At 33.1% G+C, this 22,904-nt stretch carries 18 protein-coding genes; 8 read left to right on the top strand and 10 right to left on the bottom strand.

What is annotated here, in order from left to right:
- Positions 1-31: 31 nt before the first annotated feature.
- The 6 genes from P6733_RS07585 to P6733_RS07610 form a co-directional block, all read right to left on the bottom strand.
- Positions 32-1,174 carry a cytochrome-c peroxidase gene (locus tag P6733_RS07585; protein ID WP_306351945.1) on the bottom strand — a complete coding sequence of 381 codons (1,143 nt, stop codon included), beginning with the start codon at positions 1,172-1,174 and terminating at the stop codon, positions 32-34.
- Positions 1,175-1,176: 2 nt separating this feature from the next.
- A complete protein-coding gene (locus tag P6733_RS07590) occupies positions 1,177-2,736 on the bottom strand; it encodes a DUF6850 family outer membrane beta-barrel protein (protein WP_306351947.1) in 1,560 nt (519 codons plus the stop codon).
- 43 nt (positions 2,737-2,779) lie between these two features.
- A complete protein-coding gene (locus P6733_RS07595; protein ID WP_306351949.1) occupies positions 2,780-4,129 on the bottom strand; it encodes a DUF4876 domain-containing protein in 1,350 nt (449 codons plus the stop codon).
- Between the two features lie 24 nt (positions 4,130-4,153).
- Positions 4,154-6,880 (bottom strand): TonB-dependent receptor, encoded by a 2,727-nt coding sequence (locus P6733_RS07600; RefSeq protein ID WP_306351951.1) that lies wholly within the window; start codon positions 6,878-6,880, stop codon positions 4,154-4,156.
- A 214-nt stretch (positions 6,881-7,094) separates the two neighbouring features.
- Entirely contained in the window at positions 7,095-8,693 is a 1,599-nt protein-coding gene (locus tag P6733_RS07605; RefSeq protein ID WP_306351953.1) for an Ig-like domain-containing domain, read from the bottom strand.
- A gap of 70 nt (positions 8,694-8,763) precedes the next feature.
- On the bottom strand, positions 8,764-9,441 hold the full coding sequence (locus tag P6733_RS07610) for a ComF family protein (RefSeq protein ID WP_306351955.1): 678 nt from the start codon (positions 9,439-9,441) through the stop codon (positions 8,764-8,766).
- 218 nt (positions 9,442-9,659) lie between these two features.
- Here P6733_RS07610 and P6733_RS07615 point away from each other — a divergent pair, with 218 nt between their 5' ends.
- The 6 genes from P6733_RS07615 to P6733_RS07640 all read left to right on the top strand — a co-directional run bounded on the left by P6733_RS07615 (position 9,660) and on the right by P6733_RS07640 (position 16,580).
- A complete protein-coding gene (locus P6733_RS07615) occupies positions 9,660-11,207 on the top strand; it encodes a glycine--tRNA ligase (RefSeq protein ID WP_306351957.1) in 1,548 nt (515 codons plus the stop codon).
- A 101-nt stretch (positions 11,208-11,308) separates the two neighbouring features.
- Entirely contained in the window at positions 11,309-12,352 is a 1,044-nt protein-coding gene (locus P6733_RS07620; protein WP_306351959.1) for a TerC family protein, read from the top strand.
- Between the two features lie 139 nt (positions 12,353-12,491).
- The gene (locus P6733_RS07625) at positions 12,492-13,298 is read left to right on the top strand and encodes a LytR/AlgR family response regulator transcription factor (RefSeq protein WP_306351961.1); all 807 of its coding nucleotides are present in this window, start codon (positions 12,492-12,494) and stop codon (positions 13,296-13,298) included.
- A 245-nt stretch (positions 13,299-13,543) separates the two neighbouring features.
- Positions 13,544-13,723, top strand: coding sequence for a hypothetical protein (locus P6733_RS07630; RefSeq protein WP_306351963.1), 180 nt, complete (start codon positions 13,544-13,546; stop codon positions 13,721-13,723).
- A gap of 165 nt (positions 13,724-13,888) precedes the next feature.
- Positions 13,889-15,913: an ATP-binding protein gene (locus P6733_RS07635; RefSeq protein ID WP_306351964.1), complete on the top strand. Its 2,025-nt coding sequence runs from the start codon at positions 13,889-13,891 to the stop codon at positions 15,911-15,913.
- 16 nt (positions 15,914-15,929) lie between these two features.
- Entirely contained in the window at positions 15,930-16,580 is a 651-nt protein-coding gene (locus P6733_RS07640) for a DNA-binding response regulator (protein WP_306351966.1), read from the top strand.
- A gap of 483 nt (positions 16,581-17,063) precedes the next feature.
- Here the strand turns inward: P6733_RS07640 and thiL are convergent, their stop codons facing one another.
- Positions 17,064-18,110, bottom strand: a complete 1,047-nt coding sequence (gene thiL / locus P6733_RS07645) for a thiamine-phosphate kinase (protein WP_306351967.1) — start codon at positions 18,108-18,110, stop codon at positions 17,064-17,066.
- A gap of 156 nt (positions 18,111-18,266) precedes the next feature.
- Here thiL and P6733_RS07650 point away from each other — a divergent pair, with 156 nt between their 5' ends.
- The gene (locus tag P6733_RS07650) at positions 18,267-18,758 is read left to right on the top strand and encodes a DinB family protein (RefSeq protein WP_306351968.1); all 492 of its coding nucleotides are present in this window, start codon (positions 18,267-18,269) and stop codon (positions 18,756-18,758) included.
- 49 nt (positions 18,759-18,807) lie between these two features.
- Here P6733_RS07650 and P6733_RS07655 read toward each other — a convergent pair whose 3' ends face one another.
- Together P6733_RS07655 and lepA are read right to left on the bottom strand one after the other, a co-directional pair.
- Positions 18,808-19,770 (bottom strand): helix-turn-helix transcriptional regulator, encoded by a 963-nt coding sequence (locus tag P6733_RS07655; RefSeq protein WP_306351970.1) that lies wholly within the window; start codon positions 19,768-19,770, stop codon positions 18,808-18,810.
- A 118-nt stretch (positions 19,771-19,888) separates the two neighbouring features.
- Complete coding sequence (gene lepA / locus P6733_RS07660) at positions 19,889-21,685, bottom strand: translation elongation factor 4 (protein ID WP_306351972.1); 1,797 nt, start codon at positions 21,683-21,685, stop codon at positions 19,889-19,891.
- 449 nt (positions 21,686-22,134) lie between these two features.
- On the opposite strand from lepA, the gene P6733_RS07665 reads away from it, so the two are divergent.
- The gene (locus P6733_RS07665; RefSeq protein ID WP_306351974.1) at positions 22,135-22,389 is read left to right on the top strand and encodes a hypothetical protein; all 255 of its coding nucleotides are present in this window, start codon (positions 22,135-22,137) and stop codon (positions 22,387-22,389) included.
- A 48-nt stretch (positions 22,390-22,437) separates the two neighbouring features.
- Here the strand turns inward: P6733_RS07665 and P6733_RS07670 are convergent, their stop codons facing one another.
- A complete protein-coding gene (locus tag P6733_RS07670) occupies positions 22,438-22,800 on the bottom strand; it encodes a hypothetical protein (protein ID WP_306351976.1) in 363 nt (120 codons plus the stop codon).
- Positions 22,801-22,904: the final 104 nt, after the last annotated feature.

The raw sequence follows: 22,904 nt of genomic DNA on the forward strand, positions 1-22,904 counted from the left end.
TTGATTAATAGAAGTGTGATGTAGAGGTGAGTTATTTTGGAAAAGCTTTAGGTTCAGGTTCACGATAGATGTTAGAAGTAATGCTATTCATGAATTCTTCCAAGGCTTCTAACTCATCATTACTAAGCTTTAATTTGTGCAATAGAGGAGAATTTACGGGTAACATTAAATCTTCTTTTTGACCCGGTTTAATTCTTTGATTAGGCATTCCTACATTATACATGTTCAAAATACCTCTTATTTGAGGGAATAAGCCATTATGCATATAAGGCCCCGTTTTCATGACTTCACGTAAAGAAGGTGTTTTAAATTTCCCTACATCCTCACGATTCTTCGTAATATTATAACGACCCAAATCCTCATATTCTCTACCATAATAAGTAAGACCCACATTATGAAATTGACTGTCAGAAAATAAAGGAGAATTATGACAGTTAATACATCTCGCTTTAGTTCGAAATAAGTGTAATCCTAAAATTTCTTTATTGGAAAGTTGTGTGCTGTCCCCTCCAATGAATTTGTCAAAACGACTTTTTCTACTCACGATGGTACGTTCAAAGGTAGCAATGGCTTTTAGAATTTTATCTTCTGTAATTTTATCATCACCATAAGCCTCTTGGAATAACTGCTTATACCCTTTTATTTTTTTAATGGACTTCACAGCAAGATCCATATGATTATTCATTTCTTTGGTATCCTCAATAGGAAATTTAGCCTGATCCTCTAAGCTTTTTGCTCTACCATCCCAAAAGAAAATTTTAGAATAAGCAACATTGATAATTGGTTTTGAGTTTCGGGTACCCGGCGTACGATCATGACCGTGAGAAACGCGCTTTCCATCCCCCCATCCTAATTCGGGATCATGACAAGAAGCACAAGAGATTTGTCCAGAGCTGGATAACCTTGGATCAAAAAACAAAACCTTACCTAACTCTCTTTTTGGTTCAGAAAATGGATTATCATCAGGGAAAACTACTTTTGGAAGTACACCAATGTCAATGAAATCAGTTGCGAGACTATCGATTGTTGCTTTAGGCCATTGGCTGGCATCACCGCTACTGTATAATTTTTTTAATTCAGGTATGGAATAATAGGTGTCATCGGTAGGGTTTTGCAAAGAAACCAACCCGGTGAATAAAATACCTAGAAAAACGAATCCAATAATCTTTTTCATCCTTAATAAATTATAGAAATACCTGCATTTAGGTAGGTACTCTCCTTCGTGTTAAATGGGGTGGCGTAATTTTTATATTGATCACCTAAAGCCACTAAAGTGGAATAATTTGCAAAAAAACGTAATGTTTTTGTTTTAGACAAATTATAAAAATACTGAGCCATCATAGAAGAACGAAGTTTACTAGTTACATCGTAAGCATGATCAGGAATAATTACATTATCGGAGAAAGAAGTATTAGCCGTCAAGGGTACAATTTTTAATTTCTCATCCAAAGCACTATAATGAGCGACACTGAATTCTAAATTCAATTTATTCTTCTTATGAAGAAAAATATCCTTATTGAATGAAGCTTCAATCTCTAAGGTACTCAAACGTTTATCAGTACTACCTAATAAATCAATGTATTTGTGTTTGATATAACTTGCTTGTAATTCAAAGCTATAGAGCACACGATGATCAATTTTTTTAATAATACCACTGTTGAAGGTAAAACGATCCAGATTCATTCTGTAATTCTGACCATTTTCAATAACCGAATAATTATCTCCTTTTTGACGGTCATAATCAAGGCTCATTTTGTAATCAATTTCATTTCCATCATGAAAGTAATTTAATTGAGCAGTATGAGAAACGATACGGTACATAAACTGTTTTAATTCATTCGCAACATATATATAGCCTTTATTGTTTCTACGATAAGTACTTTCCATAGATTTATTGTACTGATATGCCATATTTATACTATTTCGACCTTCCTTATATTGATAACCTAAACCAAAATTTTTATCAATAGTATTGAATAGATATTTGGTGTAAGAAGAGTTAAAAATAACACGACCATAACCAGAAGAAAAACGAGTAAATGTTTCTGGGTATACTGGTGCATTTTGATACTCATTTACGTAAAGAATTCCTTGGTTTTCAGTGCGCTTTGATATACCAATAGAAGTATAAATACTATGTTTTTGATAGGTATAGCCAAAATGAATCTCTCCGCCATAATCAATTGAAATGATTTCTGGGCGTGGATCAATAGTTCTAAAACTTTTCCCATTTTTATAAAAAACGGTTGCACCTAATAAGAGGTTATTTTCAAACTGATACGAGAAACCACCATTTAAATTGTAATTCTGGATTTCCCAGTTCCCTTTTTTGGGAGCGTAGAAATAATTAGGAGACAAAACATTTTGATTTTCAGTTCGTTTGGTAGTAAAATTATAACCCAAATCATATTCATTAGTTCGGTTAAAAACAAATTCACCAAATAAACGCAATCGAGGATTAATATTAAAGACCCCTTGAGTTGAAAAAGTATATTCTTGTGTTTTTTCAGCTGTTTGTACGCGTTTTAGAGCTAGCTTTTTTTCTTTGAAATCAATTTGTGTAAGGGTAAAATCATTGATGTATTGTGAAGTATAGAAAAGTGGATTTTTCCATAAGTTCACTTGAACATCATTATAAAATGAATTTTCTTTAATCGATAAACTATCGGTAAGTTGTGCTTGGAGGGCACAACTTATCAATAGAATAAAAAATAATATTACTTTTTTTGAAGTCATATTTTTGAAGTTCTTAAATAATTAAGAAGGTTTATAGAGTGGACTAGTTTGCAAATCCCTTTGGATTAGCCTTTGCTAATTTTATAAAATCATTGGCAGAATTGTTAGTGTCTTCTAGTATAATTCGACCATTTACAGTAGCCTTAGTTTTTCGAATCACAGATTGTGAATTGAATGAAGCATCACACCCAATGAATGAAGCATCGATTTGTGGTTGTAACATTTTTGGTCTGGCACTGCTTGGGCTATAATGTTGCAAATCTACACCATCAATAATTTTTGAGATCGGAATCTGCATAAAATATTTTGTAGTAGCTATAACAGAAGATACAGATGGATCTGGGAAATCTGGGTAAGTGTTCAGCTCTTCAGAACGGAAAATGATAAAACTATCTCTTCCTAAATTGTCCAAAATAAAATCTTTATTTCCGCTGCCATAACCAGCTCTTCCCCAATAGGCTATTTCCATATCCTTTACGGCTGGATTTTGAATGTCAAAACGGTAAATGTCCTGGCCAATTGATAAACGATAATCTCCGAGGTAAACTTCAAAATCAGCGGTACTTAAATCAATGGTTAAATCAGGATTTTGCACTGTAAGAGGTTCTCCGGAATTATCCACTAATGGTGCTTTATGATTGATTCCGGTTTGTGCAATTACAATACTTTTTCCTGGAGCTATAGGATGTTCTTGACCAGATCCTGGGATTCTCAATACATAATCAGCATATACATAATCTTTATTAGCACTCTCTCCTAAGCCTATGCCCATAGATTTACTCCAGTCAAATTGCCCATTGGCAAGCGAAGTAGCATTAACTGTAGTAGATGTTTTTCCATACAATTGACCAATCAGTAAACCATCTGCATAAATTACTTCATTGGAGTTATTGTAGATTTCAATGAATTGATCTCTGAAAACAGCTCCTTGTTGTGCATGTGAACCCGCATAGTAGATTTGTTTAATTACTAAATCACCCACACGTACCGATTTCAACTCAATAGAAGCTGAAGTAACATTTGCATTGACAATAACCTGTTCTTGAGAACCATTGAAAGCAACAGTTTCTGTACTTGGTGCATAGCCAAAAAGAGAAGTGAATTCTGTTTTTGCTAATGTTTTTGTAGCAGTAATATTGTAAGTTCCTGGTAAAATGGAAGCGAATGAAGCTACACCAGAAGCATTACTGGCTACAGTATACGTATCTCCAGTATTTGTATTTGTTAATATAACATTTCCATTATTGACAACGATACCATTAAAAGCAGCAGTATCGTATTTTAAATTTACAGAAAATGTAACAGGCTGTAAACCATTGTCGCTGCCAAAATCATCATCCGAACAGGACGAAAGCGCAAGAACTGCGGTAAGCAATAGTAGTATTTTCTTCATAATAAGTGATATTTAGTTAATAAATTAAAATTGATATTCTATTTTGGTTCCAAAGGACAGTTTTACCATATCAGGCTTTGGTCTTGTTGTGATGGTACCATTTTCTGTAGCGATTTCTTTTAATTCGAGACTTAAGAAGTTATTTGCATAGAAAGAGAAACGGAAACCATTTAAAAAATCTTTGGAAATACGTAAATGAAAATTGTTATATACTTTTTGTAGTTTCTTGTCTTCTACTCTAGAATCATTCATATAGATGTGGCTATAAAGACTGCTATTACCCTGATCTTGCTCAGGTATTGGCACTGTATTCAAATTTCCGTCGATATAAGCATAAGGTAATCGGTTTTCGTTATCGGTGCTGTTTTGCCCAATGATGAAGTGTTCACTTCGAATGGCGATAACCAATCCAATTTTTGGAAGATGATAATTGATGTTGCTACCTAATCTAAAACTTTTATAATATTCATTATAAGGTTTATAAACACCGAATTTTTCGGGTTTATTTCCATTACTCGAACGGATATAAGTTGTTACATCATTTAAGTTGGTTGTTTCAATATAACTTCCTTGAATATCGAATGTAATATTTCGAAAAGGCGTTTTTTCAAAACTTAAAAAGAACTCAAGCCCTTTATCCGTTGAGGAAAACTGGTTTACCAATTTATTTTGCATGTAATAAAATGGAGAATAGCCTACTACTTGGTAAGTTGGAGTTTGAGTGCCATTGAATGCAATGTCTAAATCGGCTACTGAGCGAGTAGTAGGAACAGATTGATTTGTTATACCATCATATAGATGGTTATAAAATCCAGTGAAGTTTAGGTTTCCAAAAGGAAGTTTAACATCAAATCCTAATTCAGAACGAATACTTTTTGTGGGTTTAAGGTCTTTGTTGTTGGCTAAGTCAATAAATGTTTGAACAATCCCAAGATTGTAATGACCCGGATAGCGGTAATCCCCCAATACAGCATCATAATATCGTGGTCCAGTATACACTTGATTTAATGATGGTGCCTTGGAAGTGATACCAAATCCCCCTCTTATTTTAAATTTTTCGAACTCTAAATAACTATTAATTCTGGGAGCCAGTGAAGAAAAGCCATATTGATTATCGTAACGTAAACCCGTACTTACAAATAAGGTGCTGTTGTCCCAGTTTCGGGTAATGTTGTCCTCAGCATACAAAGAGATCTGATATTCGGCACGCACATTATCACCATAATTATAAGGGCGAAACCCATATTTATCACCACTTCCAGTAATTCCAAAAATACTAATCATAGTTTCAGGACTGCCCAGACGCCCCCTACCTTTATTATCACTCATACGGAAAGAGGTTCCTACAGAAATATTGTGTAACCATTCACCGGTATGGAAAGTCTTGTATAAATCGGCGGCTAGATAAGAAGAGATTGGAATACCTTCAACTGCTTTCACGCTAGTATAACTTGGTAATGTATAGGTACCAGTGTATACGCCTTCATTAATACTTGTTCCAACGATTGATCCACCATTATTCATGAATTTGGACTCATAAGTATAATGATCACTGTATTTGAAATTGAAATTAATATCAAGATTATCAAAAAAATGATCTTTTAGGTTCCATTTGAATCGATTGGAAATAGTTAAATCTTTCTTTTTATTCTTTACAATTTTATTATCGGTATCTTCCTCTTCTTTATTTACATTGTCATTATTGAATCCATAATCGACAGAGAATGAATTACGAATATTTTTGCTTTTGCTAGCCCAACTCCACATCAAACTAGTTGTGATTCGCTCATATTCTGTGAAAGATACGCGTGGTTCCGAATTTGCTTTCAGGTAGTTTACAGTTACATTCAGATGACCCAATCGTTCTCCCAATTGATATCCTTTGAAGAATCCATATTCTGTAGCGCCATCTCTTAGAGAAGTGTAAATTTGATAAGGAGACTTTCCTGCTTTGCGTTCAATTTTGATTAATCCAGAAGTCAAATCACCATATTTTGCAGATGGAACTCCTTGTACAACTTCAATTTTTTCAATATTATCAACAGCAATTTCTCTTAAATCCGAGTTGTAATCGGTACCGGTAAAATAACCATTAAAATCATTTGCCTTTGGATCGCCAAAACCAAGTAAATTCGGGACAAAAGGAGCCCCATAATTCCCAACATACGATTGCATGTTTTCATTATTGGATATTGGAATACCATCTACAACTATAGAAGTACCAAAAGATTTGTTTCCAAACCCAGTGCTACCCACTCTGGACGGTTTTACAGTCCTAAACGCGATAGGCTTGAATTCATTTAGATTAAAGTTGGTTACGGCTTGTCCGGGCAGTTGTTCCAAAACTTCATTAATTGAAAAAGCCTGAACCTGCTCGATAACCTCACGACCCAATTCTATTTCGGAGAATTTTTTTCCCTTACGAGCAGAAACAATAACTTCATCCAAGCGTAAATCTTGTGTCTCTAGGGCAACAAGTATTTCTTTTTCTAAAGCAGTTTTATTATAAGTAATTGTTTTTTCTTGTTTACCAAGTAGGCGAAAAGTCAAGGTTATATCTTTTACAGCAACCACACGAAATTCAAAATAACCATTTTCATTACTAATAGTCCATTTGTTGGAATCAGTATTGATGATTGAAACATTTTGCAATGGCTGTTTCGTTTCTTGGTCTACTACACGTCCTTTAATAAGTTGTTGTGCATATATACCATTGGAGAACAATAAAAGGATATAAATAAAAAATTTCACGCGTATAGGGATAATATATTTCGCGCAAAAGTAATATCTTATTCTTATTTAGACCAATAACAAATAGATTATTTTATGTATTTGATGCATAAAACGTAAAAATTAACAGTTAAGACCGAGTTTCACATGTTAAAATGCAATAGAAATGAATTTTTACAGAAAAAAAGTCAACAAATAGAGGCTTGAGAATGATGTAAATAAGTTTATGGACTATTTAAGGTAGCCTGAAAACCTGATCAACATCCCAATTGGCACGAACATCAACATCCTTTGGGAAATAAATTACCTCCTCAGGTTGACGTTTCTCTAAATAATTACCAGTATCCCACACTTTATTATGATTGGTATCATAGATAACCCTTAAAGTGAATAAGTCAGGTTTGATGTTGATGAAGTCAATGACGGTTTCTTTCTCACTATAATAAGAAGCCTGAACATCTCCTTTAATATTGGTGAGTTCCACAATAACGGGGAAGCTTTTTACATTTTCTAAAGTGATTTTTAGATTACCAAACTCAGTAGTGTTTAGTGTTGTTACGGCAAATTTGAGACTATCATTTGCCTTTTGAAAGAAATCAGTTAGAGCACCCGGTAGTAGTGATAAAGTATACTTGTTAGAAGGCTCTTTTGGAAAGTCAAAAGATAACTGTTGATTAATAGTATCATATTCCATTTTATAGGCAACAGCAGTAGAATCCTTATTAATTAATTTTATTTTAGATTGATCAAATTTTACGAGAGGAGTAGTAGATTTTAAACTAAGTTTATCTCTGAAATTTAATACACCCGATTGAATTGCAGTAATACTTAAAGTATCTTTCTTCTGATCCTTAATTTTGATCGCAAAGTCCTTAGAGTAGTCATCTTTTGCAATATTAATATGTAAGGAATCTGTTTTTACAGAAGGATACCATATTTGAACGGAATCTTTTTCTGGAAATTGAGTAATGATGTTTGGAAGAATATCTTTTCCGTTTTTTACAGTAATTGTACTCTTTTTATAATCCCCTTCATAACCCATGATAAGACGATTACCAGACGATTGAACTGGTTTAAAGGCTTTGAAAGGTAATTTTTCTTGAAATAATTTTAACTCAACTTCTCCTTCATGAGGAATAGTAATGTATTCATTACTGAAAGCTATTTTATCCGTCTTAGGATCAAATTTGTAGTTGTTGTTTTTATCTTTCATGGCCACTAAAAGATATTTCCCCTCTTTTAGATTTTCCAATTTAAAGACTTTTAAACTGTCCAATGTATTGGTGATGTATCGTGGTGTTTCTTTGTAAACGATAGAGTCAGTCAGCTTATCATTTACTTCATATAACATAACACTTACAAACGATTCAACATCTTTTGTGTAAGCATTTTTTATAGTTCCAGTTAAAGATAAAGAGTCAATTTCAGATCCTGTAGAGAAAATATACTTAAACTGTTGGTACGGATTCCCTTCATTATTATCAATAATACTTTGACCAAAATTGAAACTATAAGTTGTATTAGGTTGTAATGTATCTAGAATTTTAATAGTAACATATCGGCTGGCATTTCCCATAGGGCTAATTTCCGGTGCTCTCTTCATAGGAGGAGAGACAATCAGTTGTTTTTGTACATCTTTCAATTTTACATACTCATCAAAATAAATTTTGATCAAGTTTCCTTTAAAGTCAGTGCTGAGGTTTTCAGGGGAACTCCCAATCATTACTGGTGGGTCGATATCTTTATCACCACCTGTAATATTTCCTCTCTTTGCACAACTAACAACAAGTGCAATAATTATAAAAAAAATGTAAAAACTACGATTTCTCAACATGAATCAGCATTTAAAAGTGTGACAAAATAACGATTATATTTAGTGTAAAAGAAATCTTTTAAGAAATTGTTTAGGACTGAGATTGGGCAATCGTTACAATACTGAGCCGTGCGCCGGGTATTTTTAATAAAGCATTTCCACATTGTTCTAAAGTAGCACCCGTTGTGAGTACATCATCTACCAATAAAAAATGTTTATTATGTACCTGCTCTGTAAAAAGAACATCAAAAATTTCGGTCCTATTGGAAGTCCGTTTTAATAAGTTTTTTTGAGTTTGAGTTTTAGAATATTTTTTGCGGAAAAGAAGGGCATTATGCATTGGGATTTGTAGACCCTTTGATAAAGCAGTAGAAAAAGTCAGTACCTGATTATAGCCTCGTTCTCGGAGTCTTTTTTTATGCAAAGGAACAGTAACAATATAATCAATGTTATTGATGCTGTTTTTAAGATCATTCACGTACCATTCACCAAGCACTTTTCCAATTTCCTGACGTCCACGATATTTTAAATTATGAATTAATTGCTGTACAATTCCTTTTTTATGAAAATACAACATGGCAGAAGCATATTCAATAGGGAGACGACCATAAAACTTATGTGTGGCATTATTTTCGGTAGTCCGATGATGATGAGTAAGTGGAAGATTATGCCTACAAGTTGTACAAATAATATTCTCATTGGCAATTAAAAGAACACTACAGCCTGCGCAGGTTTTTGGAAAGATTAGATGAATTATATTTTTAAACATTGTTAAAAAACTAATTCTTTGAAAAGGTTTTTTCGGGAATTCGCTACGAAATTGAGGATTCTTCATTATAACGCTTTTTTGATTAACACTCTATCTGTAAATAGGTTCAGAATACAATATAAAACTACAAAATATGAAATTTTAAGCATTAAAACTGAGGAAGTACCAATTTTATATTAAGGCTATCAATTATCAATTAAAACTTATATTTTTGCAGTATGGCAAAACAAGAAGATTTATTTAAGAATGTAGTTTCGCACGCAAAGGAATACGGATTTATATTTCCGTCAAGCGAAATTTATGACGGTTTAAGCGCAGTATATGATTATGCTCAGAACGGTGTAGAATTAAAAAGAAATATTCGTGAATATTGGTGGAAATCAATGGTTCAGATGCATGAAAATATTGTAGGTATTGATGCCTCTATATTAATGCACCCAACAACCTGGAAAGCTTCAGGCCACGTGGATGCTTTTAATGATCCATTAATCGACAACAAAGATTCAAAACGAAGATATAGAGCAGATGTACTGATTGAAGATTATGCAGAAAAACTAAATCAGAAAGCTCAAAAAGAAATAGAAAAAGCAAGAACTCGTTTTGGTGAAGCGTTCAACGAACAAGAATTCGTAACGACAAATGCACGAGTTATAGAATATAAAACCAGAGAAAGAGAAATCTTAGAGCGTATGGCTCGTTCACTGGAAACAGAGAATCTAGGAGATGTAAAAGCACTAATTGAAGAATTAGAAATTGCATGCCCAGAATCGGGATCTAGAAACTGGACAGAAGTACGTCAATTCAACTTGATGTTTGGTACAAAATTAGGAGCATCTGCCGATACAGCGATGGACTTATACTTGCGTCCAGAAACAGCACAAGGTATTTTTGTAAACTTTCTGAATGTACAAAAAACAGGAAGAATGAAAATTCCTTTTGGTATAGCACAAACAGGTAAAGCCTTTAGAAATGAGATTGTAGCAAGACAATTTATTTTCCGTATGCGTGAATTTGAACAAATGGAAATGCAATTTTTTGTACGTCCAGGAGAAGAAATGCAATCATATGAATACTGGAAAGAAACCCGTTTAAAATGGCACCTTTCTTTAGGATTAGGAAAAGAAAATTACCGTTTTCATGATCATGAAAAATTAGCACACTATGCTAATGCAGCAGCAGATATTGAGTTTAATTTTCCTTTTGGATTCAAAGAATTGGAAGGAATTCACTCACGCACTGATTTTGACTTGAAAGCACATGAAGAATTTTCAGGAAAAAAATTACAATATTTTGACACGGAACTGAACAAGAATTATGTGCCTTATGTGGTGGAAACATCTGTAGGATTAGACAGAATGTTCTTAGCCGTATTCTCGAATTCTTTGAAAGAAGAAGTTTTGGAAGATGGATCAATAAGAACAGTGTTACAATTGCCGTCGGTATTAGCACCTACAAAGGCAGCAGTGTTGCCATTGATTAAAAGAGATGGTTTACCTGAAGCTGCCCGTAAAATTATTGAAGATCTGAAATGGGATTTCAACGTGTCGTATGATGAAAAAGATGCTGTAGGAAGACGTTATAGACGTCAAGATGCATTAGGAACGCCATTTTGCATTACAGTAGACCATCAATCATTAGAAGATGACACCGTAACGATACGTCATCGTGATACAATGAAACAAGATCGCGTAAAGATTTCGGAGTTAAAAGGAATCATCAGCGAAGAAGTATCGATGAAAAACTGGCTAATGAAAATGAATGCTTAGTTAATAAAATAAACAAAAATAAAAACTCTCCATTTCGGAGAGTTTTTGCTATCACAACAAAAAGTTCAATTCAAAGAACATTAATTAATACATAATAAAAAATGGATCACTTAATAAACCATCCGGGATTAATCACTGGATTTGCTGTTGTCGTAATTGTGATGTTATTGTTAGATTTAGGTATTTTCAATAAGAAAAGCCATGTGATTTCAAATCGTGAAGCGGCAATTTGGTCCGTAGTATGGATTAGTTTCTCGATGATTTTTAGTGGATTTATTTATTATACCATGGGGGTAGAAAAATTCTCCCAGTTCCAGTCTGCCTATTGGATTGAAAAGGCATTATCGGTTGATAATCTTTTTGTTTTTATTATGGTGTTTGGTTTCTTTAATGTACCACGAGGACATCAACATAAAGTACTCTTTTGGGGTATTGTAGGTGCTTTGATTTTACGTGCATTCTTTATTTTTGCGGGAGTAGGATTAATCAAGTTGACCTATTTGCCAGAGATGAGCATTGGAGGATGGAACTTCATTTTAGAGCACGCAGAAGGAGTACATATTGATTATCATGGAAAACAATTCTTCAGGCCAAATATCATTTTGACTTTATTTGGTATATTCCTTATTTATGCTGGAATCAAATCATGGTTTGCAGAAGAGGATGAAGATGAGAATAAAGATTTTACAAAAAGCCCTGGAGCAAAGGTGGTATACAAACTTTTCAAAGTAAGTAAGAATTATGATGGAGATAAATTTTTCACTTTTGAAAATGGTAAAAAATTAGCAACACCCTTATTGGTTGTAGTTGGGGTGATTGAATTCACCGATTTACTATTTGCAGTTGATTCTATTCCAGCAATTTTTGCAATAGCCCCAGATGATCCATTTATATTATATACTTCCAATATATTTGCGATTTTAGGATTAAGATCCTTGTATTTCTTATTGGCCAATTCAATTCACTTATTTAATAAGCTGAAATACGGTTTAGCGGTTATCCTTGCCTTTATTGGTATCAAAATGGTTATAGCACCATTTTATCATATTGAGTCGCTGTATTCATTGATTGTTGTAGGAGGGGTATTGATTCTATCGATTGTAGCATCTAGATTGTTTCCAGAAAAAGTAATCGAAAAAGAATAACCTAAGAATTTAGTATAATTTAAAAGGCTTCCTGTATAGGAAGCCTTTTTTGTTTTTGGGGATATGTAAATGATGTTTTAACATATAGAATTAGTCGTATTTTTAGAATTAGGACTAATTTAGTACGACTAGAATTAATATGACAAATCCCGTGAAAAGCACCTATGTAATAATCGATGACGATGCCAAGAGTTTAATGAACATTAAAACGGAAATGGGTGCCTTTCCTAATTTTGTTCTGCTTGGAGAAGCACAGAATTATACCGAAGGGATTAATTTAATATTAGAACATAGTCCGGATTTGGTGTTTCTGGAAATTGATCCAATGGATAAAAAAAGTGAGCTATCTTTTGGGTTAATTAATGAACTCTATTCCTATTTAAATACACTTCCAAAAATTATTATTATTACTCCACGCAAAGATTTTGCCTATGAGGCGATAAAACACAATGTGTATGATTACTTAGTAAAACCAGTAGATCGAGACGAATTAAGAAAGGCGATGATGAGATTTCATAAAATAATGTTGGAAGAAAAATTAGAAATTCGTACTATTGGCAAAAATAATGTTGACTTATACGGAGTAAAAGAAGCTAAGAATCAGATTATTTGCTTGAAATCCTATGGAGATTACCGTTTTGTTGATACACAAGATATTGTGTATTTAAAAGCAGATAATAATTCTACGGACATGATAATTAATAATGGAGATACTATAACAGCTTTTAAAACGTTAAAACATTTTGAGAATACGTTACCATCACGATTTGTGAGGATACATAATAGCTATATGATTAATATCAATTATGTGTCGAGAATACATTTAGGAAATGCAGCCTGTTATGTGAAAAATTCCAAAGTGAAGCTGCCTTTTTCAAAAACCTATAAGAAAAACGTTGATCTGATCATTAGTTTGATCCCAAATGCGGACAGCAAAGGGATGTAATAATGATTCATTTACCCCGATTCCTACTACATCTACATTCAGATGAAGCCTACCTACTATATAGATTATGGAAACTTTGATTAGGAGTAATCAAAATTTTAGTTTTACACCATTGTTAAATTTGTAAAAAGTTATATATCAAATGATATTCGTATTGAAATAAATTATTTATTTGCTTACAAATTAAAGAACTAGAACGAAAAGAAAAACAAAATATTTATCAAACCCATAACATCAAAAACATCATGAAAAAAGTAGCATTATTTATCGGACTTTTTGGATTTGCATTAGTAGTAAACTCATGTACAGTAGAAGAATTAGAACAAGCTCAAGCTCAAGGAGCTCAAGCGAATGGACAGGCGACTACATTAATGTCACGTGAGACAGGTGAAGTACTTACTGGTAGTACTAAGAATAACGACTAAATATATTGTCATAAAAGAATCATTGAAATGCTATCCATTTGGGTAGCTTTTTTTGTTTTTTGGAAAAACAAATTATAAACTGAATAAGGAATGATTATTTGCATTGTAAATTGTCCATTTTTATGTTTATTTGTTAGTGTTGTCTAAATCCTAATTTTCTAAATTTTGAAGAGATTAATTTATATAGTATTTATTGGTTTGTTGATTTTTGCAAGTTGCAGTAAAAAGAAAGCTTTTAATGATATAGCTGATGGAACGGATAGTCTATCACTTTATTTGAAATGGGCAAAAGCAGATAGTCTAACTAAAGACGAACGTATTAGGTTTAATGGCAAAGCCTATGATTTTTTAATGGTTAGGGAGAATGATTCTTTTTATCGAAGAAATCTGTTTAAGGTTGCTAATAGATATTATGATATGACTGTGCAAGATAAGTATGAAAATGTGGTCAATTTCATTTTAGAAAAATCAATAAAAGCAAAGGATACGGCTAGTATTGCTAGATCATATGAATACCTTGGGAATTACTATAAGGATATTACAATTAATGATAGTGCTTATCTATATTACTATAAAGCAGAGAAGTTATATGCATTTTTAAGAGATGAAATGAATGTAGGGAAAATGCATTTAAATAAAGCATATGTGCAATATAGTGAGGGTGATTTTCAAGGTTGTGAGATATCAGCTTTTAAAGCATTATCATATTTTAAAAACTCGAATGATTATGAAATGGTATATGAGATTTATAACCTTCTTGGAATTGTATATAATGATTTAAGGGAATTTGATAAAGCAATAGAATATCATAACAAAGCATTAAATTATGTCACTGATAAGAATATTGATCCAACATTGCAATTAAAAGCAAAATCATTAAATAATATTGGTGTTCTATATAAAAATATGGAAGCTTATAAAAAAGCTTTGAATAGTTATAAAATAGCATTACAAGGAGAGAACTTAAAAGTTAATCAACCAGTTTTGTATGCAATGCTTTTAGATAATTTGGGCTATGCAGAATTTAAACTAAACGAGACTAAAGAGCTTCCTGATTTATTTTATAAAGCGCTTAGTATCAGAGATAGTTTGCAGATTTCGCCAGGGATTATTATTAATAAAATCCATTTGTCAGAATATTATGAGAGTAAAAATGATACAATTGTGGCTAAACGATTTGCTTTTGAGGCATATGATTTATCAAAAGAAACAAATAGTGCTAGGGATGTATTACTTTCATTAAAGCAATTAAATGAAGTGAATCCGGTTGAGGGAGCAAATTATTCGAAAGAATATATTAAAATTAGTGATAGCTTGCAGTTAGTAGAGCGTAAAGTGCGAAACAAATTGGCCCGTATCGAATTTGAAACCAACGAATTGGTTGTTCAGAAAGAAAAGTTAGAAAAAGAAAATCGTAATATTCTATTTTGGTCTGGGATTGTTACTATATTGGGTATTCTACTTTTTGTAATTCGTTACCAACGTACTCGTAATAAGGAGTTGGAAATGAAACAAACGCAACAGAAAGCAAATGAGGAAATATATAACTTATTATTATTTCAACAAGATCGAATAGAAGAAGTAAGACAAGGGGAGAAGAAGCGTATTGCACAAGAATTGCACGATGGAATTTTGGGAAGATTATTTGGAACACGCCTTAATTTAGATAGTTTGAATAAGCGACAAGATGAAAGTGCTATAAAAGACCGCAATAATTATATTACAGAATTAAAGAGTATAGAAGAAGACATTCGAGAAATATCACATGACTTGAATACCGAAACCAATTATGTTACGAATAACTTCTTAGTAATTATTAATAACCTGATTGAACAACAGGAGAAGTTGTCCAATACGGATATTGTCCTACGTATGGATAAAAAGATTCAGTGGGAGACAGTCGATAATGCTGTAAAGATTAATTTATACCGAATTTTGCAAGAAGCCTTTCAGAATATTAATAAGTATGCAAAAGCAAAGAAAATTACAGTTGAAATCACTAAAAAGGATGCTACTTTGAATTTTGTAATTTCCGATGATGGGCAAGGATTTGATACCAATAAGAAAAATAAAGGTATCGGATTGCAAAATATGAAACACCGAACGGAATCTATAAACGGTGATTTTGGTGTTAAATCTAAAGTTGGTGAGGGAACAATTATAACAATTTGTGTACCTTTACGTACATAAACCTATGGCGAAAATTATGAACATATTAATGGTTGACGATCATCCCTTTATTATTGAGGCTTATAAAAACACGATTGCAGGTTACCAAACTCCCGATCAGGAGGTAGTAATAACCCAAGCAAGTAACTGTAAGGCTGCATATGAGATTATCACAAACCCGAATGTTGTTCCTTTCGATGTAGCTTTTCTAGACATCAGCATGCCACCCTACGTGGAGAAAAATATACTATCAGGAGAAGATTTAGCAAAATTGCTAAAAAGAACTATTCCAGCCTGTAGAATTATATTGTTGACCATGCATACGGAAGTATTGAAAATCAGTAGTATTATTAAAACAATTAATCCAAATGGACTCATCATCAAAAATGATTTGACATTTGATGAATTGCTATTGGCTTTTGATAAAATCATTAAAAATGAGAATTATTACAGTCAAACCGTTGTGAAATACATCAGTCAGTCGATGAATGAAGATGTGTTAATTGACGATTTGGATCGCCAAATATTATTCCACCTTTCCCGAGGTGTGAAAACAAAAAATATTCCTTTACATACTTCGTTATCTTTAAGTACAGTTGAAAAAAGAAAACTGAACATTAAAGAACTATTTAAAGTAAGAACGGATGAAGACTTGATCCGTGAAGCCAAACTTAGAGGCTTTATTTAACATTTCCCCAGCAAATACGGCTATTCCGTAAAAAATTTACGGGAAAACCGTAATAAAAATGCGTGAAGCCCGTAACCACATTTCGAAAGAACTATATAGATTTGTAATAGGTTTATAGGAGAAAATAATACATGAAAAATGTACTTCTTTTTGAATTAAAAAAAGTACATTTTTTATGATAGATGGAAATAGATTCGTGAATGAGATTGTATTTGAAAAATGCATATTTTATTCGCAAACGGGGAAAAACTATGTTTACAGCGCGAAGTTATAATCCGATTTTCATCTAGACAAAATAAGGTATAGTTTGCCTAAAACCCATTACAGATATATAATATATAAATAACCACCCTTTAGCCTTCCCAAAAGACTTAACCATTTATATATCTTATATCGGTTTACATAATTTTTTTTTTGAGTTTTTAAAAAAGAAAGCGTTACAATGGAAATTGTAACGCTTTTGCATTTTTAGGCAGTATTGTATTATTCAGACAAGGCATTCCAGCCTCTAGCTTTCAAAGGAATTTTTGTGTCAGCACGGGTAATTAAATGAATTCCTTCACTTTCCGCTGTCATATGACCAATGATGGAGAAGTTAGGATTCCCCTTGATTTTTTCAAAATCCTTCATATCAATAGTGAATAGTAATTCATAATCCTCACCACCATTTATAGCTACTGTAGTACTATCCAGATTAAATTCTTCGCAAGTAGCAATCAATTGTGGATCCAAGGGTAATTTATCTTCATATAGATTACAACCTACATTCGATTCCTTGCATAAATGAATAATCTCTGAAGATAAACCATCCGAGATATCAATCATAGAAGTTGGTTTAACGTCCAGAATTTTCAATAAACCACGAACATCCTTACGCGCTTCCGGTTTCAATTGACGTTCAATTAAATAAGTATATGCATCAAGGTCAGGCTGGCTATTAGGATTCACTTGGAATACCTGTTTCTCACGCTCTAATACTTGTAATCCCATATAGGCAGCTCCAATATCTCCAGTAACAACCAATAAGTTTGTTACTTCAGCACCGCTTCTGTAAACAAGCTCGTCTTCTTCTGCTTCACCTAAAGCAGTAATACTAATGATTAATCCTTTTTGAGAAGAAGTTGTATCTCCGCCAATTAAATCGACATTGTAGATTTGAGTGGCCATCGCAATTCCATCATATAATTCTTCCAAAGCCTCTAGGGGGAATCGATTTGATACCGCAATAGAAACAGTAATTTGGGTAGGATTAGCATTCATAGCATAAATGTCAGAAACATTTGCAACGACAGCTTTATATCCTAAATGTTTCAATGGCATATAAGCCAAATCGAAGTGAACACCCTCAATTAATAAATCAGTGGTTACTACGGTTTTCTTTGCTCCAAAATCTAAAACGGCAGCATCATCTCCAATACCTTTTACAGTAGAAGGTTGGTTGAGTTCAAAATCTTTCGTAAGATGTTTTATAAGTCCGAATTCTCCTAATTCAGACAAGCTGGTACGTTGTGGTGTTTTATCTTCAATCATTTCTTTAGAATTGCAAAGCAGTAAAGGTACGAAGATTTTTTAGCCTCAAATTCATAATCGATTTAAAGATTTTTTTAAAATGAAAAACCTACTGACAAACTGTTGTCACCAGGCGTATTTACTTTTGAAGTATAAACAAATAAACGCTATATAATTATGGAAACAGCAACGACAACAGCACAAGTAATCAGTGCACAAGATTTATTAGTACATTGGCAAGGACACCGCGCCTTAACACGTCGCGTAATTGAAGCATTCCCAGAAAAAGATTTTTTTGAATTCTCAATCGGAGGAATGCGTACTTTCTCAAAACTAACGGATGAACTTTTAGCCATTGCTGCGCCAGCACTAAAAAGTATTGTGACACGTGAGACAAAACCATTCGATGAAAAAGCAACAGAAGGATTAAAAACAAAAGCGCAGTATCTAGAATTATGGGACGAAGACACAGAAGAAATCAATAAAAATTTCGCAAAATTAACTATTGAGAATTTCTGCGAAGTATACAATCTTTTCGGACAATACGAATTCCCTATTATTCAGAATATTCTATATTTTATCGATAATGAAATTCATCATAGAGGACAAGGATATGTATATCTAAGAGCTTTGGGGATTGAACCACCATTTTTCTGGGAAAGAGCATAAATAAAAAAATAATCCTGAAAATGTACTAGTCATTTTCAGGATTATTTTTTTATTCCAATAGCTTGCGATTGATATCCAATAATTCCAAAACCCGAGTTTTAAGACTTTCAGGTTCTAATATTCTACAGTAATCCCCGAACATTAAATACCATCGTGGAAAACCCTGCACAACATCATTACACATAAAGGTCAATTCCATTTGATTGCCTACTTCTTTTTCTGAAACCAATCCAAAAGATTTTTTTTCCCAAGTCAAGTACCGAGCTTCTCTTTTATTAATTAGAATTCGAACCTTTGTAGGAATACAATTTTTTTCTTTGTTGAGGTATGTTTCTAAAGGATGATGCTCTTGTACAAAAGCCTTTTCTGTTCTTTTAATCTCCTGAATCCGATCCGTTCGAAACTGTCGGTAATCTTTACGAAGATGGCAATACGCAAAAACATACCAACTATTATTGTCATGAAAAAGACCGACAGGCTCAATAGCTCTTTCGGTAATTACGTCATCTTGATATACCTGATAAAAAAGAAAAGCCTGTTTTTTCTCGGCAATACTTTCAAAAAGGACCGTGAGTGTATTTGGAGATTTGTCGTTAAATAATTTTTGAGAAGGTTGCTGAATCACAACTTTAGATTCAATATTGGAAACCCAATCCTTATCTGTACTTCGGAGTACAGCTTTCAGTTTATACATCGCCGAAGCATAATGACTCCCAAATTCTTTATCGGTAAATATTTGCATTAATTTTTCTGCAGCGATAAAGCTACTTGCTTCCTCTCGGGTAAACATTACAGGAGGCAAGCGATAACCATCGACTAAGGAGTAACCTACACCAGCTTCACTATATATAGGCACACCAGAAGCTTCCAGTGTACGAATATCGCGGTATATGGTGCGTAAGCTTACATCAAAACGATCGGCCAATTCCTGTGCTTTCACAATCTTTTTAGATTGCAATTGGATGAGAATGGCTACGATGCGGTCAAATCGTTTAGGAGATTCGTCAATCATAATGAAAAAACCTTTTGTTCAAAGATACAGTTTTGGAGAGAACACCAAATAATGAAAAAGAAAAAACCCGACAATTAAAGTTATCGGGTTTTTATATTATTTAGACGTAAGTCTAGGATTAATCGTTAAGTTTCAAAACAGCCATGAAAGCCTCTTGAGGAATCTCTACGTTACCTACCTGACGCATACGTTTTTTACCTTTTTTCTGTTTCTCTAATAATTTACGTTTACGAGAAATATCCCCACCATAACATTTAGCAGTAACATCTTTACGCAACGCTTTGATTGTTTCTCTGGAAATTACTTTTACTCCAATAGCGGCTTGAATTGGAATATCAAACTGTTGACGAGGAATTAATTCTTTCAATTTCTCACACATTTTTTTACCAATGTGGTATGCATTATCAGCATGAATCAAAGCAGAAAGAGCATCCACAATTTGAGCATTCAATAGAATATCTACTTTTACCAAATTAGAAGTTCTCATTCCGATAGGAGAATAATCAAAAGAAGCATACCCTTTAGAAACCGTTTTCAAACGATCGTAGAAATCAAATACAATTTCTGCTAGAGGCATATCAAATGTTAATTCAACACGCTCTGGCGTCAAATACGTTTGATTGGTAATTGAACCACGTTTCTCAATACATAAAGACATAACCTGTCCTACGAAATCCGATTTAGTAATGATAGTCGCCTTAATGTAAGGTTCCTCTACGTGATCCAATTTAGAAGGCTCTGGTAAGTCGGTAGGATTATTTACAATGATTTTTGTTTCAGGCTCTTTTTTCGTGTACGCAAAGTACGAAACGTTGGGAACTGTAGTAATTACAGTCATGTTGAATTCTCTTTCAAGACGCTCTTGGATAATCTCCATGTGCAACATTCCTAAGAATCCACAACGGAAACCAAAACCTAAAGCAGCAGAGCTTTCTGGAGAAAACACAAGAGAAGCATCGTTCAATTGTAGTTTTTCCATCGAGTTACGCAATTCTTCATAATCCTCAGTATCTACAGGATAAATACCAGCAAATACCATTGGTTTTACGTTTTCAAAACCATCAATCATGTTTGTAGTAGGCGTTTTTGCATCCGTAAGTGTATCCCCTACTTTTACTTCTTTAGCCTCTTTAATACCGGAGATTAAATATCCAACATCACCAGTGTTGATGACTGTTTTTGGAACCTGATTTAATTTCAGTGTACCAATCTCGTCCGCGTAATATTCATTACCCGTTGCCATGAATTTAATTTTTTGACCTTTAGTGATTTTACCGTTTTTCACACGGAAAATAACCTCAATCCCTCTAAAAGGATTGTATACAGAATCAAAAATCAAAGCTTGTAAAGGCTCTTCCGGATCACCAGCAGGTGGTGGAATACGCTCAATAATAGCGGCTAATATATCTTCAACTCCAAGACCAGTTTTACCACTGGCAGGAATAATATCTTCTAATTTACAACCCAATAATTCCACGATATCATCGCTTACTTCTTCTGGATTAGCACTAGGTAAGTCAATTTTGTTAAGAATTGGGATAATTTCCAAATCATTCTCTAAAGCCAAATAAAGATTAGAGATCGTTTGAGCCTGAATACTTTGTGCGGCATCAACAATCAATAAAGCCCCTTCACAGGCAGCGATAGAACGGGAAACTTCATAAGAAAAATCCACGTGACCAGGCGTGTCAATAAGGTTAAGAATGTATTCCTGACCTTTATAAGTGTACTCCATCTGAATGGCATGACTCTTAATGGTAATCCCACGTTCGCGTTCTAAGTCCATGTTGTCAAGCAACTGAGCCTGTTTTTCACGAGCCGTTACAGAATTTGTAGCGTCGAGCAATCGATCGGCAAGCGTACTCTTTCCGTGGTCAATGTGTGCAATAATGCAAAAATTTCTAATATGCTTCATCTTCGTCTGATATCAATTTTATTGGGCGTAACCTTCCATTACATTTCAGGTCGGGCTTTCCGTTACAAGTCCTCGTTTTCGTTCCACTTCACTGTGGGCTTTTCACTACAATCCCTCACGCATTTCCATAAATGTATGGAATTAATCTGCAAATATAATTTAAAGTTTCCTTATTTGAGTACCAAAGTTATAAAGGACAGCCTCTTTTTGATAATAAGATGCTGAATTAATGGGTATAGCCTTAAATAATGGGTGTTTTTTGAAGGTAGATGAAGCCTCTAGCCTTAGATTGATTAGGGAACTGGAATTTTATAATAGAATGAAATTAAGACCTATCTTTTTGTTTTATTACCCTTTTGTAAGGGGGTAATAATCTCATCTACAGGTAATTTTATATATTTATACAGATAGATATATTCCAATTACCTAACAAATAGAAGTCACAGATTATGAATAAATTATTGATATATTATATAAAAATAATAGTGCTTCCTTTTCCTGTATTGTATTATTTAACGACTGTTTCTAGTTCAGCATTTGTAACGGGAATGTTTAGTTATATGATCTATCGTTATTTTATTGATACAAATAAGCTTATTCGTAAAAATCTAATTACGAAGGAAGAAGTGAGAAAATTTAAACTATTTACTTACTTATTCTATTGGAATAAAGAATATTTTAAAGAATTGTATTTTGAATCTTAATTAAAAATAAAAAGAGTCTCAATTGAGTCTCTTTTTATTTTTATAATGTTATCCTTTCAATTTCATTTGTTGAATGATTTTCTTTAAATCAGCATTTTCTTTCTTCAAAACATCAATCAATTCACGTTGTAACTCTATGAGTTCATCTTTTACATCGATAATTTCGGTAGTAGAGACTGATTTTGTATTCCCTATTTTTTTCAACATTGTACCTCTCCCTGATAATAGCCATTCTGGATTTAAATCTAAACAATTGTCTATAATTATGTTTAGAACATCTTCACCAAGATTCCCTTTTCGTCTGAATTGAGTTCCTAAATACCCATTTGAAAGCCCAAAATCTTTTTCAAATCGAGTAGGCTTTATAGAGTTTAGCTTCAAGTATGCATAAAATCGTTCGATTGCTTTCATTGTGTAGAAAAAAGTTTACAAATAATTTGATTATATAAACTATTGTCTATATATTTACAATTCTAATCTTAGAATGATGAATAAAAAACTAAAGTCATTATAGA

It is taken from the genome of Flavobacterium aerium (genome assembly GCF_030766725.1).
In the GTDB taxonomy this organism is placed as follows: domain Bacteria; phylum Bacteroidota; class Bacteroidia; order Flavobacteriales; family Flavobacteriaceae; genus Flavobacterium; species Flavobacterium aerium.

What these genes read in the sequence shown, in the direction of transcription:
- P6733_RS07585 (WP_306351945.1), bottom strand. Translation starts at nt 1,174, where the DNA reads ATGAAAAAGATTATTGGATTCGTTTTTCTAGGTATTTTATTCACCGGG.
- P6733_RS07590 (WP_306351947.1), bottom strand. Translation starts at nt 2,736, where the DNA reads ATGACTTCAAAAAAAGTAATATTATTTTTTATTCTATTGATAAGTTGT.
- P6733_RS07595 (WP_306351949.1), bottom strand. Translation starts at nt 4,129, where the DNA reads ATGAAGAAAATACTACTATTGCTTACCGCAGTTCTTGCGCTTTCGTCC.
- P6733_RS07605 (WP_306351953.1), bottom strand. Translation starts at nt 8,693, where the DNA reads ATGTTGAGAAATCGTAGTTTTTACATTTTTTTTATAATTATTGCACTT.
- P6733_RS07610 (WP_306351955.1), bottom strand. Translation starts at nt 9,441, where the DNA reads ATGTTTAAAAATATAATTCATCTAATCTTTCCAAAAACCTGCGCAGGC.
- P6733_RS07615 (WP_306351957.1), top strand. Translation starts at nt 9,660, where the DNA reads ATGGCAAAACAAGAAGATTTATTTAAGAATGTAGTTTCGCACGCAAAG.
- P6733_RS07620 (WP_306351959.1), top strand. Translation starts at nt 11,309, where the DNA reads ATGGATCACTTAATAAACCATCCGGGATTAATCACTGGATTTGCTGTT.
- P6733_RS07625 (WP_306351961.1), top strand. Translation starts at nt 12,492, where the DNA reads ATGACAAATCCCGTGAAAAGCACCTATGTAATAATCGATGACGATGCC.
- P6733_RS07630 (WP_306351963.1), top strand. Translation starts at nt 13,544, where the DNA reads ATGAAAAAAGTAGCATTATTTATCGGACTTTTTGGATTTGCATTAGTA.
- P6733_RS07640 (WP_306351966.1), top strand. Translation starts at nt 15,930, where the DNA reads ATGAACATATTAATGGTTGACGATCATCCCTTTATTATTGAGGCTTAT.
- thiL (WP_306351967.1), bottom strand. Translation starts at nt 18,110, where the DNA reads ATGATTGAAGATAAAACACCACAACGTACCAGCTTGTCTGAATTAGGA.
- P6733_RS07650 (WP_306351968.1), top strand. Translation starts at nt 18,267, where the DNA reads ATGGAAACAGCAACGACAACAGCACAAGTAATCAGTGCACAAGATTTA.
- P6733_RS07655 (WP_306351970.1), bottom strand. Translation starts at nt 19,770, where the DNA reads ATGATTGACGAATCTCCTAAACGATTTGACCGCATCGTAGCCATTCTC.
- lepA (WP_306351972.1), bottom strand. Translation starts at nt 21,685, where the DNA reads ATGAAGCATATTAGAAATTTTTGCATTATTGCACACATTGACCACGGA.
- P6733_RS07665 (WP_306351974.1), top strand. Translation starts at nt 22,135, where the DNA reads ATGAATAAATTATTGATATATTATATAAAAATAATAGTGCTTCCTTTT.
- P6733_RS07670 (WP_306351976.1), bottom strand. Translation starts at nt 22,800, where the DNA reads ATGAAAGCAATCGAACGATTTTATGCATACTTGAAGCTAAACTCTATA.